At 46.8% G+C, this 13,790-nt stretch carries 18 protein-coding genes; all 18 read right to left on the reverse strand.

All coding sequences use genetic code 11. The features are described 5' to 3' along the window. Positions 1-140: 140 nt before the first annotated feature. On the reverse strand, positions 141-563 hold the full coding sequence (locus tag FE296_RS24350) for a hypothetical protein (RefSeq protein WP_150366623.1): 423 nt from the start codon (positions 561-563) through the stop codon (positions 141-143). Next, positions 563-1,174 carry a hypothetical protein gene (locus FE296_RS24355; protein ID WP_150366624.1) on the reverse strand — a complete coding sequence of 204 codons (612 nt, stop codon included), beginning with the start codon at positions 1,172-1,174 and terminating at the stop codon, positions 563-565. The genes FE296_RS24350 and FE296_RS24355 overlap by 1 nt, the downstream gene beginning before the upstream one ends. Next, positions 1,175-1,813 (reverse strand): pyocin knob domain-containing protein, encoded by a 639-nt coding sequence (locus FE296_RS24360; RefSeq protein WP_105600700.1) that lies wholly within the window; start codon positions 1,811-1,813, stop codon positions 1,175-1,177. Next, positions 1,814-2,359: a putative phage tail protein gene (locus FE296_RS24365; RefSeq protein WP_150366625.1), complete on the reverse strand. Its 546-nt coding sequence runs from the start codon at positions 2,357-2,359 to the stop codon at positions 1,814-1,816. It lies immediately after the preceding gene. Beyond that, positions 2,356-3,414, reverse strand: a complete 1,059-nt coding sequence (locus FE296_RS24370) for a baseplate J/gp47 family protein (protein ID WP_150366626.1) — start codon at positions 3,412-3,414, stop codon at positions 2,356-2,358. Before FE296_RS24370 ends, FE296_RS24365 begins: the two co-directional genes overlap by 4 nt. Next, a complete protein-coding gene (locus FE296_RS24375; protein ID WP_150366627.1) occupies positions 3,407-3,820 on the reverse strand; it encodes a DUF2634 domain-containing protein in 414 nt (137 codons plus the stop codon). The genes FE296_RS24370 and FE296_RS24375 overlap by 8 nt, the downstream gene beginning before the upstream one ends. Next, positions 3,817-4,074 carry a DUF2577 domain-containing protein gene (locus FE296_RS24380; protein ID WP_223869016.1) on the reverse strand — a complete coding sequence of 86 codons (258 nt, stop codon included), beginning with the start codon at positions 4,072-4,074 and terminating at the stop codon, positions 3,817-3,819. Before FE296_RS24380 ends, FE296_RS24375 begins: the two co-directional genes overlap by 4 nt. Positions 4,075-4,080: 6 nt before the next feature. Continuing rightward, the gene (locus FE296_RS24385; RefSeq protein WP_091015480.1) at positions 4,081-5,091 is read right to left on the reverse strand and encodes an XkdQ/YqbQ family protein; all 1,011 of its coding nucleotides are present in this window, start codon (positions 5,089-5,091) and stop codon (positions 4,081-4,083) included. A 13-nt stretch (positions 5,092-5,104) separates the two neighbouring features. After that, positions 5,105-5,800, reverse strand: coding sequence for a LysM peptidoglycan-binding domain-containing protein (locus FE296_RS24390; protein WP_074093888.1), 696 nt, complete (start codon positions 5,798-5,800; stop codon positions 5,105-5,107). Then, positions 5,801-7,894: a phage tail tape measure protein gene (locus tag FE296_RS24395; protein WP_150366628.1), complete on the reverse strand. Its 2,094-nt coding sequence runs from the start codon at positions 7,892-7,894 to the stop codon at positions 5,801-5,803. It abuts the gene before it with no gap. A gap of 201 nt (positions 7,895-8,095) precedes the next feature. Then, on the reverse strand, positions 8,096-8,518 hold the full coding sequence (locus tag FE296_RS24400) for a phage tail assembly chaperone (RefSeq protein ID WP_111620520.1): 423 nt from the start codon (positions 8,516-8,518) through the stop codon (positions 8,096-8,098). A gap of 170 nt (positions 8,519-8,688) precedes the next feature. Then, complete coding sequence (locus FE296_RS24405) at positions 8,689-9,147, reverse strand: phage tail tube protein (RefSeq protein ID WP_017690162.1); 459 nt, start codon at positions 9,145-9,147, stop codon at positions 8,689-8,691. A gap of 1 nt (position 9,148) precedes the next feature. After that, positions 9,149-10,465, reverse strand: a complete 1,317-nt coding sequence (locus FE296_RS24410; protein ID WP_150366629.1) for a phage tail sheath family protein — start codon at positions 10,463-10,465, stop codon at positions 9,149-9,151. After that, on the reverse strand, positions 10,465-10,674 hold the full coding sequence (locus tag FE296_RS24415) for a YqzN/YkzM domain-containing protein (RefSeq protein ID WP_150366630.1): 210 nt from the start codon (positions 10,672-10,674) through the stop codon (positions 10,465-10,467). Before FE296_RS24415 ends, FE296_RS24410 begins: the two co-directional genes overlap by 1 nt. A gap of 105 nt (positions 10,675-10,779) precedes the next feature. Further along, a complete protein-coding gene (locus FE296_RS24420) occupies positions 10,780-11,217 on the reverse strand; it encodes a phage tail terminator family protein (protein WP_150366631.1) in 438 nt (145 codons plus the stop codon). A 272-nt stretch (positions 11,218-11,489) separates the two neighbouring features. After that, positions 11,490-12,077, reverse strand: a complete 588-nt coding sequence (locus tag FE296_RS24425) for a hypothetical protein (RefSeq protein ID WP_036668847.1) — start codon at positions 12,075-12,077, stop codon at positions 11,490-11,492. A 22-nt stretch (positions 12,078-12,099) separates the two neighbouring features. Continuing rightward, a complete protein-coding gene (locus FE296_RS24430; protein WP_150366632.1) occupies positions 12,100-13,014 on the reverse strand; it encodes a pyocin knob domain-containing protein in 915 nt (304 codons plus the stop codon). Beyond that, positions 13,014-13,604: a YmfQ family protein gene (locus tag FE296_RS24435; RefSeq protein ID WP_150366633.1), complete on the reverse strand. Its 591-nt coding sequence runs from the start codon at positions 13,602-13,604 to the stop codon at positions 13,014-13,016. Before FE296_RS24435 ends, FE296_RS24430 begins: the two co-directional genes overlap by 1 nt. Positions 13,605-13,790: the final 186 nt, after the last annotated feature.

Here is a 13,790-nt window from a genome sequence, read left to right on the forward strand (position 1 = left end):
CATGTAGGCACGCTACCATATAAGTACGCTGGTTATCTCTATGTGATCCCCACGCTATATATCTCTTCATGTTGTGAGTATGCGGTATAAGCTTTCCCGGTTCACAACGTCACACCCTTTCCCCCTGCTATCTCTCTATGTCAACCCCATGCTTCCCATCTGTAGTTAGTATCATTGATCGCAACGGGCAACCTGATCGAAGAACTGGTCACAAAAAAACCTGTAAAAGTTGTGGAAATAGAAATAAAATTCCCTCCTGATGCGCTACAAAAACAAAGAGAATAACCCGATGCATTTTTTACGTCTCTTAAAAATACACTGGTTGTTGTCGTGCCGATCCCTCTTCTGACGATTATCATTTTTGGTATTACACCAGTAGTGTTGGTTGCGGATATATAATAAAAATTAGGCCCGGCAAATTGGGGTTGGTCGAAGCTAAGGGAACTCAAAGTGCTACTAGAAGAAGCCACATCGCCGCTTTGGAACAATAAGGTCATAGGCGCATCTTTGTCGCATCCGCCCAACCCGTAATTGCCCAGTGAGTAATTATCAAGTGTCGGCATTAGGTCACCACCTGTGCATTGATATGGACTACCACATTAGCTGACCCGGTAACTCCAGGCGCTCCGCTTTTTATTATTTCCCCGGCTGGAAAATATTGATCTGATACAGGGATGAATAAAGTTTCTAACTTTCCAAGTGCTCTATTTGAAATTATATAATCATTCCCAAATAGCAGGTTTAATTTTACCGGGTCTGTGGTACGGCAACATACCGCGATAGACTTAATCAGCATTGCCGCTCCACCACTTAGAATTGTTGTGTCTGTAGCGGTCAAATTCGCTCTTATTGTTATCAAGTCTGTTCTATCCGTTTCATACCCACTTAAACGCGCAACAATTGAATTTGCGTTTTGCGACCATATGCGTACTCTTGACCCCGCAGTTAATACTTGATCAAAAACGGGAATAACGAGAGTATCGTATGCCTTGATCGTCTGCAAATGCACAAAAGATAATCCACCCAATTCAATATGGTAAAGTTGGTCACTCGAAGTTTGATTGCACAGCGTCAAGGATTTTAAAACAGCTCTCTTTCCCGGTGGAACTGTGTATAAATCATTAAACGTTGTCGGAACTACACCGCCATACATTTTTCTGAGTACATCAGCCAATCATAACGCCCCCCATACGTTTGGTTGTGGTGTCATCAATTGCCACGCCGTCCAAGTAGAAGGATTAGCGCTTGCGTTTTGCGTTTTCCTAATATATTTCATCACTTGGGTATCTGTTCCGGTCGTGTAAGAAGTGACTTCCTGGATAATAGAATCTAATGATACAGATCGAACAACCCTTATTTCCCATGCCCTACTCACCAAAGGTGCATTCACTGCATTTTGACAACCATAAACGCCAGTTGCTTTCAAAGTGTTTAGGTCGTAATTAGCGGCAATTAAGGTTGGTTCTCCATTATCCTGTGTAAGCTTGTACTTCTGCCATGTCTTATCATCTGTGTACTTTTGAGCAGCTAATCTTGCATCATTTAACGCCTTTTCAGTTGGTGCAAACTCTTCAGATATTCCGTTTGTTTTGCTTGATAACTGCACTTTACCTTTTTGAGTCAGCGATGCGTCTGGAATGTCCATCTCGTTTACCGATTGGCGAAGTTCCTCAACTTCATCTCGTGTTGCAACACCCTCGTCAACCTTCTCCCAGTTCTGATCCAAATACTTATCCAGATCAAAATAGGTCGTCGATGGCGAGGAACGGTCAATCTTATTCAAACCAAGATTCGGTGTTTTCGGTTCATTCATTTATGCTCCACCTCCTGCAAATTTATCCTGTCGGGTCTGTTCGATCTCATCCAGCGTCATACTTTCAACCTCCGCAATCGTCAAATACCGCAGACGGTAGTCCACGGTCATATGTGCCGGTTTGATATCTTCAATCGCTGCCTTCAGATCATCCAGATTGGGCGGCAAACCCCAAGTGTCGATGAATCGTATTCGGATCAAGTACTCCTCGGGCGTAACGGATACATCAATCCCGCCACTTTCGTAGGCCTGCGCCACGTTCTTGAGCATGGAGCCTGAGACTTTGCCGCTGCCGCGCATTTTGGAAATGATTACGGATCTCCGCTGGTCTTCTGGCTTGGCTTGATTTGTAGGAATCTGCAAATCCCGCTCATAACGTTCCAATGCCCAGGTCGCAGACTCCGGGTAGAATTGATCCAGTACACTTTCCAAACCCACCGTAAGCTTGTCCAGCTCAACACCTTCGGTCTCCGTAAGAAGCTGCATCTCCAGCACATTTTCATACAACGGGGGCAAAAGAGTCATTAATACCTCTGCTTTACTCATGTCACCTTCACCGTCCCAAGAACGGCTACTGCGCCGGGGGCGATCTCCAGATTGGACATACCACCATTCACCAGCAGATCGCTATAATCGATCACGGGCGGAATATCCAGAATGACATTGGCAATCCGTGTCCAACGAACTAACGGATCGGCAAAGGCCAGTTCTTTCAAATACGCCGTAACTCCCGTTTCAATCAGTGTCTTCACGCCCTCATACGTTGAACCGGAAGAAAGCGTGACTTGTACCTCCACATCAATAGGTATCTCTTCCGCTCCCACTACTGTGACCACAGGTCCGATTGGAGCAGCACCTTCGCCCATTCCATCCTGGGTTGGATCGATATATTCCTGCACTGCCTCGATAACCGCCTCAGCCGGTGTTTGCATTTCGTTATTCAGCAATGCCACTTTGACTGTACCTGGCCCATCCCATAGTGGAAAAGCCTTCGCTTTGCCAACCCCGGAGTTTTCCCGTGCCCATAATTCATACTGATATTTGTTGGCACTCGTGACCGGACGAGAAACTTTATCCTGATATCGGTCATACAGGGCCTGATCCGTTTCCTCGTCTTCACCAGGAACCAGCAACTGTGTCAATTCGGCTGTCGTCAGGCCAGCAATATAATCGATGGGCAGCAGGGCCCCCGTATATTCATTACCTTCCGCTCCCGCGACCTCACACTCCAACACATATTGCCCTGCCGCGATGCGTTCCACAACAACATACACCCGATCCCCCGTGGAAAAACGACTCTCCAAAGGAACCTCAACCGGCTTACCTTCATTATCCCGGAAACTACCAACCCAATGCGCCTTCGTGGCGACCTTCCGACGAATGCCCGACCAAGCCACCGCGCGATCCAGATACTCTCCAGAGGCTGTATCCGCAAACTTCAGATTGGCGTTCACATCCAACTCTATATACATCTGAGCCATTTCCACAGCCGCTGGGGCAAGCGCATCATAGATAATACTGCCTTCACGTTTATCCACACCATCCGGCACTCTATCTAGCATTCGATTTAAAATAACTTCAAACGTCTGCTCTTCATACATCCATGTTCACCTCCGTCTCTTCCCTGAAGCTGCCAAAATCCGTTTCCACGGTAAAAGAAACCCGTACGCCATCGGCCTCGTGGACAAAATCGAACTCGGTTACATCCGAAATGCGATCATCCGGAAGCAACGCTTCGCGGATCCAGCGTTCCAGTTCCGATTCAACCATGGATCTCCCAGCCATTCCTTCCCAGGACCATTCCATGCCGTAATCCGCGGAATAGATTAGATGCTCATAGCGGCGTGTCGACAACGCTTTATACACTGCCTGTTTTACCGCATCTTTTCCATCCAATTGCAGCCTCCCAATTCGCTGTCCCGAAGCTTGAAATACATACGTCAGACTTGGAGGTACAGTAGTTTCTTCCTGATCTTCAGCGCTAATCTGCGCACCCTGTGGAATCATGGCTTCACCAGCCGATCCAGCACAACAAAGCTGTCTCCACCTTGAACACGTAACAACAAGACATGGTCACCCACTGTCCAAGTTTTGTTCACTACGGATTCCGGCAGTACAAGAAAAGGCTCAGCCAATGCTAACCGTTGTTCAACGGTGATCTCCAGAGGCTGTGTGTTTGTCACGCTTCCGTACATTACCTGAACGGGAGACTTGGCATCTACAGCGGCCAACGCCGCCTTTTTAATCACGTCCAGCATCATTTATCGTTACACCACCTTCAAATCCAGTGACATCGTGTGCACGCCGCCTTGTACCTTATGCGTACATTCGTCTACCAGAAAATATTGATTAATCTTCAGTTCATCGATCTGGATGTTGACAAAACTGCCTGCCCTCACCTTGAAATCGCCGAGCGCATCCACTTTCAGTGTCTGTGTCTCGCGATTGCGGAGGGTCATCAGGGTCTTGAGCATTTCATCAATCTGACCTTCGTTCAGGCCATCATCCGCTTTTTGGTACAAAAAAAGCAGCCCCCATTGACGGATGCTGCCTGAATCCTGATGAACATAGGTTTCTCTTTTTCCCGTATCCTTGTTATCCCGATACAGCTTGATCTTGTTATACGTCTGGTCGTCAATCGACCTTGTATAGCTGTAATCCGTGAGCAGACTGTTATCCCCAATAACAAAGCCGTAAGGCATCTCTTCCACATCCCGAAGCACAAGCTTGCCGAAATCATCGTAGAAGATATAGTTTTTACCACCATAGATCAGCGTTCGGTCGAGCGCCTCACAGATCATGTCGATCAGCTTTTTGTTATCAAATACCATGCGCGGAATAACGTATTTTGGCTGGATCAGATCACCTGTTTTCAACAGAAAGTCTTTGGCAATTCGTTTGATCACATCCGTAGCCGTTGCGTTAACGAACTTGTACGTCTGATTCGCGGTTAGATAACGAATCTGGTCGTAGGCTTTGATTTTGACACTTTCGTCCTTGCCACTATCCACTGAGAAGATATATCCGTAAAAGATGCCTACCTCGTTGCTGATATATTTCACAACATATCCATTCTCATATGTGAATTTCTTATTCTGGTACAGGCTGCCCTTGATCAACGTGAATTCCAGAGAGGAAGGCTTGCCGATGCGGGAGGTTTTGTACGTAATGTCACCGGCAATTTCGCTAATGTCCCAGATGTTGCCCTGCTTGTCATCCAGTAATACCCGTTCCTTCATGTTTGCCAGCTTATCGTCCAGCCTGATCTGCTCTTGCATATTCCCTCTCCTTTCAAGGAAGCTTGATCACAAGTCCAATCGGCAGCTTCTTCAGTTGTGCATCTTTGATGCCATTCAGCTTTTGCAGCTCTTTCCAGCGAGATCCATCTCCCAGATGGGCTTTGGCTACAGACCACAAGGAGTCTCCAGCTTTGAGTGTGACGGTCTTGGGCTGGATTTTTTCATTGGGCCGGGAGGCTTTGGTTTTTGTTTTCGAAGCAGCCGTATCCTTGCTGTCCTTGAGTGGCACTACTTTTTTGGCGGCATAAAAAATGAACTGCTTCAGCTTGATATCATACTGGATATCCCCCACCGTACCCGCTGTCTCCTTCCAGTCAAAGCTCTCAATGGAAACAGCCATATTAATGGTGTATCTTGCACTGGAAAAGAACAGTCTGACGGGTCTGCCCGTCTGCATCCAACGGATGATCTTTTTCACATATTCATAGGGATCACGGTAAAACTGCTTCTGAATTGCCGGATGTCTTGCATCGTAGTTCAGATGATACGGGCTGTAGTCTGCCGGAAAAATCCCGCTGAAACTGACTTCACGCAGCTTCGGCGATTTGATCACATTAATTTCACCCAATGCACTAACGTTAAACGTACTACCGTCTCCCGAATCCGAAAACTCAATGCTCTCTGGTGTGACCGGGAAAAACATATATTCAGAGCGGTTATTGAAGCTTAGTTGAATATAATATTCCATCTAACCGTACACCCCCTGGGCACTGGAAACGATCTGACTGTTCAGTCCATCAGTGATTTTGCTGATGATGCTGTCTACATCATGTCCGCTGTTGATATCACCCGTGGTGACCTGAACAGTTGGCGTCAGACTGACGAATCGTTGAATTGCCTGCATCTCGGCAAGCTCACGCATCAATTTCAGATCCTCGCTAGTTACATCCACTGTGCCATCCACGTCACCGATCTTGTCCACCTGTCCGATATTGTTGATTTTATTGATGTTACTCATGTTGCTATTGGGAACAACGGTGGGAGCAGGTGCAGTTGGTATCGATGGCATAGAAGGTGTTTTGGGAGTTGAGCCGCCGAAGTTTCCGGGTAATTTATCAGAGCCGTTGGGGAATAGGTCTTTGGTGGTATCCATCAAATCGTGCCCCTTGTCAAATCCCATATCAAATGCATCCTTATAGTCCGCAGAAGCATCCATTCTCCACAGGCTAACAACGTCCTTCTGGCTCTCAGGAGCACTCGCTTCAAGGTCACTCATTAAACCCTGTATCTTACCGCTCATTGAATGAATGCTAGCATCATCCACTAGTTTAATACCGCCCCAATTGGTCCCGAAAATCTTATTAAGATAGGGTATTAATTTGTTTATACCTCCGATCATCCAGTTGATTTGATCTTTAAAACCACCCGCAAAATCCTCAATTCCCTTTGTAATGTTGAACAGAATCTGAAGTACAATGAGTCCCATGTCTACAAATAACTTTTGGAATGCATAAGCTGGATCTCTGAATACATTAATGACAAATTCAGCCCAAGATATGAAATAATTCAGAATGGATGCAAAAATTGATTTCATATACTCGTAAACCATATAAAAATAACCTATAATCGCTCCCACCATATCCCCAGCTGTAACGCCACATAATTGCAAAATGAAGATGAGCCCTGCAATAGCACCAATGACAAGCAAGATAGGCCAGTTAGCTACCAACCATGCCACAGCTAGTGAATAAACCTGAGCAATTACAACTCCGAGCGTAATAATGATATTGGCTAGGAGCACTAGAGCAATGGCAGTCAAAACAGGCGCAATGATATCCCAGTTTTCTTGCACAACTGTAGCAAAATTGATGAACCCATCCACGATAAATGCTACCACCTGAGCGATTATTGCAAATGCTCCACCAATCCATTCGATAAAAGCACTGAACTGACCTGAGCTTATTGCTTCGTTTAATCGGTCAAGCACAGGAGATAAAACTTCCAAAGCTCTTGTCCCGATTTCAGATAGTATTCCATTGAACTGATTCAGGAGAGCCGTCCATTTTTGCAATGGAGAATCCAGCATCGTATCAAAGGCTTCTTGTGTGTAACCTTGCATTTCAAGAACCGTCTGCAAACCCTGTATAAAACTGCCAAGGTCTTTAGTCTGTATAAATTCACCCAATCCAGCACCGGTCAATGCACTTTCCGGTATGTTAAATTGACTCGCCAAATCAGTATTCTTTCCATTCATGGCACTAACAATAGCCTTGGATGCATCTGATAGACTTTTATTATCCGGTGACAACATACTCAATCTTTGAGTCATTTCATTTAACTTATCTACCTGCCCTGTATTTTGTGCCAAAGGCAAGAAGCCCAGAGAAGATTTAAGCGAATCATTGACATCTTGACCACTCTTGAAGGCTTGATCTCGATACTTATTATAGATGCTTTCCCCGAGCACCGGATCTTCTGCGGCAACCATGTAACGATATTTGAAGTCTTCTTGTTCAGCAGCAGCTTTTAACACAACACTTCCAGCGGACTTTACCATTTGCACCCACTTGGAGAGTTTGCTCAGATTATCACCCAAAGCATTGCTTGTATCATCAGCCGTATCCTCCAACTTTTCCATCAGATTAATCGTTACATTCATTTGCTGGTTTATTTGATTAAAGTGGTTGGATATGTTCGTTTGGTTAAATTGATTCAAATTAACATGGTTAATCTGGTTGAAGTTGTTCAAAATTTCGGTTGTTTTTACCTGAACTAGATTTAAGTTATTGATCAGATTATTTATGGATGGAGGATTAATTACAGTGATACTTGTATCAGACATCTATTTCTCCCTCCTTTCCTTTTTATTTCTTCCGGGCGCGATTCTTGGACCGTTCTTTCTTCTCTTCTTCCACCCGGATGGAGATCATCGCGTAAATGGCTGCTCGTTCTCGCATGGAGAAGGCCATTAGCTCGTGCGGCAAAATGTTTAATTCGTGGAGAGCGTAATAAGCCAGATTGGCTTCGGAATCGCCCTCTTTAATTAGTTTTTTACGTCATCCACCAGTTCGTTCATATCCTGATTGAAACCGTTCAGCTTCTGAACCTGTTCGCCGAGCGAAGCAAATTCCCCAGGCAACAGCATTTTCCGCAAAAGCGATTCCGCCCCCATCACGCCATATGAACGCTGGAGTTCTGCGTTTTTCAAATCGGGAAATACTACACTTGCGCTCATCAGGCGAGCCATGTAATCATTCGCATCAATGTCGGGTGTGTAGACACCATTCTTGCCCTTAATTTTGCGGGTAGCTGCCTTGCGGCATTCCTGGTTTTCGTCCTCGGTCATGCTGCGCAGTTTCCAAGCAACCGGCTCGCCTTTTTCATCTTTGAATCGGGGAGAAACGATAAACTCCTCCGTTGTATCCGTTGCTGCATTTTGGGCAAAAAACATACTCAATCCACTCATGTATTGTTCCTCCTCTAAAGTTAGGCCCCCCCCCGCACGAAGCGGCGAAGAACAGTATTTTGACATACCAAATAGCCCGTAACACAGGCAAGTTGAACAGGTTTTTTTTACAAACGTGCTGTTAATTTATACTCTTTATAAATCTCAAATCATTATGCTTTCATGCTACATTACTTCGGCAAATTGAACGATACAGGCATATCGACATCTTCAAAGGTAAAGCTCACTTCTTCCTCCAACGCCTCAGCCTCGGTATCCAGAGATGCCATGATTACACTGTCGAGGTTGACGCCTTTGAGGGTCACCGTCTGTTTGCCAATCGTGGACGAAGGATCCTCGTTGGTCACTTCAATGTCGAAATACGTGTCCACACCATTTTGCATGTACTGGAGCATCAGCTCGCGGAAACGGGAAGTGGTATAAAAGATTGTCATGGAACCCGAACCGGACCAACCGGTTGCTTTGTGCTGTACGCCGCGGCGGCCCAAGGTTTTGACCTCTGCTTTTTGTTTCTCTACCGTTGCTTCCAGCGTCTTCACATAGAACATTTCTTCCGTCTGTCCGTTAATCGTTGCGTATGCGCGGCCTTCCTGGCCGGAGATTGTGTCACTTGCTTTCAAAAATGCCATCTTAAACCACCTTCACTTTCATATATACTTTTTCAACGGAATCCACAGGTTGGACCTGAATCTCGATCAGAATACTGTCGGTCTCGTTACCCGGAGCAACAGTGATATCTGTTTTGGAATCAAAATTTTGAATCGCCCCAATATCCTGAAGTTGCTTCAGGTAAGTAACACATTGGGAACGGAACAGGCTGCGCCCATCTTCGTTGTTGTTCACTTTGCCGATGTAATAGGACTCGAAAATACGTTTCATATCGTTAGCGATGCCATCGAGAACACGCACCACACGATTTTTGGCAAAATGATGTGCCTTATCCGGTGTCACCGAACGGAACGTATTTACATCCTGCTCCACCACCGCGCGGTTACTGCTCGCCGTAAACACAAACTCGCCGTTGCGCAATGCTGCTTCTGTCTCACTATGTGTCAATCGTCCGTTCACATCCACGGCATCGTCATACGCACGGAACGTCAGGGATTCATTCAGGTCAGCTCCCGCTGTTGCGCCAGCAGTCCATGCTACGGTTTGTTTCGGCGTAAGAACGGTACCTTCTGCGAGCACAACACCATTTTTGACACTGATAATCCCTTCATGATCTGCAGCAGGATAATCGGACAGAACGAGTTGCACTTTCTTGCCCTCGGTATCACGCAAACGCTTGATGTAAGCTGTGTAGACTGACTTGAGTGTGGCATCGTCTGAAATCAGACCAACCGTGTTAAAATCCAGTACTTCCAGCTTGGTCAGGAAATCAGCATGCTCCTGGTTAGTTGTTGTACCATCCAATCCAGCTGTTAGTGGAAGTGAAGCTATAGCTGTGAGTGCACCTTCACCAGTAAATGTGACGTATGCGTTGGATTCCAGAGCTTCGATGGTGGATGAAGTTTGTTTGTCCACTTCTTTACCCGCAAGCAACGTGGAGACATCCAATTGTTCTGGTTCATTGATATTCGTGGAGATCACAACAGCCAGATCATTACCACGCACACCCCCGTGTTGGGCTGTCACTGTCAGTTTGTCCAGTGTTGCCTTTGCTTTTGTACCCACATTGAGACGATAGAGAAGCAAGGTCTGTGCCCGTTTCAACGCCTCGCGGATCAGCAGCAATTGCGGTGCTGTCCAGTCATAGCCCAATTTGGCTTGTACATCTTCACCTGCTTGTACCGTCAGGATTGAGCCTGTTTGCCCCCATGACAATGGAAGGGCCAATGCCACCGTTCCCCGCTCCCCTACCGTACCCGGCAATGAGCCCTCTGATGCAAAATTCATATATACGCCGGGGCGTACCTTGTTTTGTGTCGTCCATGTTCCTCCAGCCATTATTGTGCCTCCCCATTCATAAATTGTTGGATGTGCTGCTGTGCTTCTTGTAAGGTGTATGTTTCTTGTTCCAGCAGAACTGCTGCCAAAATGTCTTTCTCGATCCGGCTAAGTTGCCGGGATTCGGCGAACTGTGCTTTGCTGTATTTTTGGTTGTTTTTCTGTTTAGCTTCAGGGTTTTTAGGGTCCGGTTCTTTTTTCGTAAACATTGCCAATGCGCCTCCTATTCCTTTCATGTAGATCCCCTCATTCAATTAGTTAAGTTCAATAAAAAAATAGCTATACTGACCACTTCAAGGACAGGATAACTATCGTTATGTTGAACTAATATCGTTATCTCTTGTAGCTTTAAGTGTAGAAGGTCGCTGTTCCAGTTGTTGCATGGTAGTGGCGGGCTCCGACACTTTGGTGGTTCGCATGGTGTAGTACACCAGCATTCGCGGAGTATCGTTCTCCGTCTCCCAACGCATCTCCGTTGCGCGATAGGGTGTGCCTTCCACATCGATGGTTTCCAATGCTTCGAACAGCTGGTCCGGTAGGGTGGCTGGGATATTATCTGCTTCTAGCCAGCGAATTTCAAAGGCGTGATATTGCACGAAGCGATCGCTACGCTCCCTGGTGAGTTGGGCGGAAAGCAGGCGGTAGGAGATGCCCGGGGTGGAACTAGTACCCGTTTGCGGGAGGATCGGGATGTTCGGAAAGTGCTGCGTGAGTGTTGTAGCGATAGAGTCGGTTAATTGGTTTGTTGTCATGGTTCACCTCCTTTTTATTGGTGAGATTGAGATTAGTTAAGTTTTTCCTATCTACCAAGATTCGATATCCAGACTATCGGCTTTAAATGTAAGTTTACATGCCATATGAAAGACGCCACCCCCGTTTTCATCATCTACAATTAATACCGGTGTATGTGAACTCGTCGCTGACTTTACTTCTCCGTCTTGGGCACCGGATATCAATCTCACAGCGTTGCCGGTTTCCTTGGGTATTGCACATAATTATAATCAGACATGATCATGCCTCCTTATTAAGAGTAAGAACCGCCTACACTGGCGTTCCAAATCTCTTTGTTATCCAGCAAGATCCGGTAAAGGCGAACGCATTTCCATGTGGCTACGCCGCTGTTGTTTGAAGCGTGCGCCCGCAAATAGTAGGACCCGGACAGGTTGGAAACACTCAAGCTGATTGTGGTCCTTGTCGTCAGTGAACCCCGATATGTTCGGGCGTTATATGTACCGCCGCCTCCCATTTGGTCCGTTGACGCTATGAAAATCCCATCTGATTGGATGTGGGATGAACCTTCCAATGCAAAATCAAATACAACGTTAGTTACGTTGGTCAGATCCACTGGTGTGCTTGTCACTACGGCCGCCTCACCGCCGCCTGTGCTTGGGTTGTACGCGTAACATTCCACATGGTCCGATTGTTTGGCCACATATGAATTGCTGCCCCATACGGAACCTTTCCGCATAGTCTGTACAGTGGACCAAATGGGGCGCCATACTCCCCCGACTCTCGCATAAATTTGTTGGACACCCCGCCAAGTCCCCGAAACCTTGACGGACACTCTATTGGGCATTTTCCACGTGCCACCCACCTTAGCGCCTAAAGCCATGCGTTATTCTCCTCCCCTTTAATCATGAGTATTGATACCAGATGTCGCCATCGTTTCCGCCAGAAGGTGCAGCAGATGAAATAATGTGCCTGTTCTTAGCATCAAGGACAGATTGAAAAAGGTCTTGTGACCATGCTGTCCAAGTTCCATTGCTTTTAATTCGCATTCTGAATGATCCTGCACTAAATAAATCATAGGCTTTTTGAATAACCCAACTATCAGAAGACATTGCCTGAACTTCGATATACCACCATGCACCACTAGCGGTTGTTGGTGCATGGGCAATATTCTCACCAACATAGAACCCTGCAGCGACTAAATTATTGGCATTCCCATTACTGACGTTGATTGAAAGACCATTATCTTCAGTTAACTTACGCTTTTGCCACGGTGCACCTTGATCAACAATCTGCATCCACGGCCCCCAGATATCGTTAGCAGTCGTACCAGTACGATGGTACATTCCTCCTGTCGTTCCGCCGGAAGCATATTCGTGAGTGACGCCTCCGCTGTCATCATTCCAGCCCTTCAATCCATGTAATACGACATAGAGTTCGGCGGGTAAGCCAATCGTTGAACCTGATTTAAATGAGTATGCGATGTTTTTACGATAATCGCTCGGCTTTGTAGCTACTCCACGGGTATCTGGAATCAGTCTTGGAATGGCACCATCCACAGCCGCTTTCACTGCCTTCTCCGTCGCCGCCACCGTCTCGGACGTGCCGTCCGTCTTACTTGACAACTGCACCTTCCCTTTCTGCGTCAAAGACGCATCGGGAATATCCATCTGACTCACCGCTTCACGAAGCGTATCCAAATCCGCCTGTGACGCCACCCCTGCATCAATCTTTTCAAAAATTTCATTAATACTCTCCCGGGTCACATTCTCGTTCCCCAAGGGAAGAGGTAATTTCAGTCGATCGGTTTCCTGTGGCATTACGCCCACACCTCCAGTTCATTCCACGTCAAGGACGCGGAGTCCAGTTCATCCCATGTTTTCTGCTTCTTGTCCAGATCATCCCAGACCAGATAACGATATTCATATTCCACGGCCATATGGACCGGTTTCAGTTCTTCAATCGCACGTTTGAGATCATCGATATTGGGCGGGATACCCATCGTGTCCACAAAGCTCACCGTAAAACTCCACGCTTCCGGCTGAAAAGTTACATCCACCTTGCCCCCGGCATACGCCTCAGCCACATTCGCCACGAGCCTGCCAGAGAACTTCCCGGCACCACGCAGCTTCGATTCCACCACGGCACGTCTTTGTTCCACGGGTTTAAGACGATCCGTCTCAATGCCGAGCTCCTGCTCCCAGAAGTCCAGCCCCCACGTCGCTGTACGGACAAAAAACTGCTCCAAAGTCTCATCCAGCGCCTGATACAGCAGATCCATCTCGGTGCCTTTGGCCTGCATATCGGCCTGCACGACACGTGATGTCTCATAGTACCTTGGCAAATACGAGAACAATTCCCGCCCTTTCTCACTCGTCAGTCCAACATCTACAATAGAAGGAGCACTCATGACCCGCATCCTCCTTTCCTTTCACATTAACGTGAACAGCTTCGCTCAAATGCAACTGCGTTCCCAAGCGGCGTTCTGAACGATACAAATGCCCTTTTTGCCCGCCTTTTTCTTCACTTCCACAATCGGGAGCAACACAACTAGCACATCCACCTTGTCCTACACCGCCTCTGTCTCCACATCCGC

It is taken from the genome of Paenibacillus sp. UASWS1643 (assembly GCF_008693195.1).
Classification (GTDB): domain Bacteria; phylum Bacillota; class Bacilli; order Paenibacillales; family Paenibacillaceae; genus Paenibacillus; species Paenibacillus amylolyticus_B.